Origin of the sequence: Pseudoalteromonas sp. SG45-5 (assembly GCF_014164085.1) — a bacterium.
GTDB classification, from domain to species: domain Bacteria; phylum Pseudomonadota; class Gammaproteobacteria; order Enterobacterales; family Alteromonadaceae; genus Pseudoalteromonas; species Pseudoalteromonas aliena.
The window spans coordinates 1-903 of the sequence record NZ_JACJEM010000130.1; the positions used below are offsets into that span (position 1 = coordinate 1).

The 903-nt window shown below is 35.3% G+C and carries 1 protein-coding gene and 1 pseudogene; one reads left to right on the forward strand and one right to left on the reverse strand.

What is annotated here, in order from left to right; translation table 11 throughout:
* Window positions 1-263 (forward strand): AMP-binding enzyme (locus H5119_RS19945; RefSeq protein ID WP_404936267.1); only part of this gene is annotated, 263 nt, incomplete at its 5' end.
* Between the two features lie 482 nt (window positions 264-745).
* On the opposite strand, the pseudogene H5119_RS19950 reads toward H5119_RS19945, so the two are convergent.
* Window positions 746-903 (reverse strand): annotated as a pseudogene (locus tag H5119_RS19950) (IS5/IS1182 family transposase); the annotation flags it as partial.

A 903-nucleotide genomic window follows, 5' to 3' on the forward strand; every position in this document is an offset into this window, starting at 1 on the left:
GTATGATTGTGCTTAAAGATGATTTTGTAGGTTCAACCAAAGAAGTAGAACAAGCGCTTGTGGCTGCCGTTCGCAATCAAATAGGCGCTATTGCATGCTTAAAAAATATCGTTAGTGTCGATAGGCTGCCAAAAACTCGTTCAGGTAAAATTTTACGTAAAAACCTACGTCAACTAGTCGATGGCGAAGAATTACAAATACCTTCAACCATAGACGATGCCAGTATATTTGAAGAAATAAGCCAACAACTTACACAACGATAACCCCCAACCAATAAAAGCCATTTTTAAAAATGGCTTTTATTCTAAATTAATCAGTTTTCTGGTACATCCCCCTCTTGAACCATTATTGTTGTTTGAAGTATAACTTGGCAAAGCCACATTCGATTTCACTGAGCTACAACGACACAAGTCAAGTGTAACTTGGCATAATATTGAAGCTTATAATGGTATAAAGTTATTAAATACAGACTTTAAAAAAGCCAATTTCATGAAAATACAGCCAAGTTTAGTTGACTACTATGTGCTGTGAGCGGTCATTGAAGTGTAACTCGATTCTGCCCCATAATAAGTTAACGTAATTACTCTAAGGCTGGCTTTGAGCGAAAAGCAGACGTTTACTCTTTTAAATAATTTATTATTTATTGAGGTTAAATCTAGCTCAACTTGTTGTTAATTTTTAGGGCGGGGGATTGTTTATTTATGCTATCTTGTAAATAAATATTTAACTAGGGGCTGTTGATCTTTCACATTGGTAGCCAAATCATTGCACATGCCAACGCTAACATACTCTCAAACTGTAATTTCAATTTATCGTACCTTGTCGCTATAGCACGGAAGTGCTTTAGCCTTGCAAAGGCATTTTCAACTAAATGCCTATATTTATATAAGCACCAATCAATAT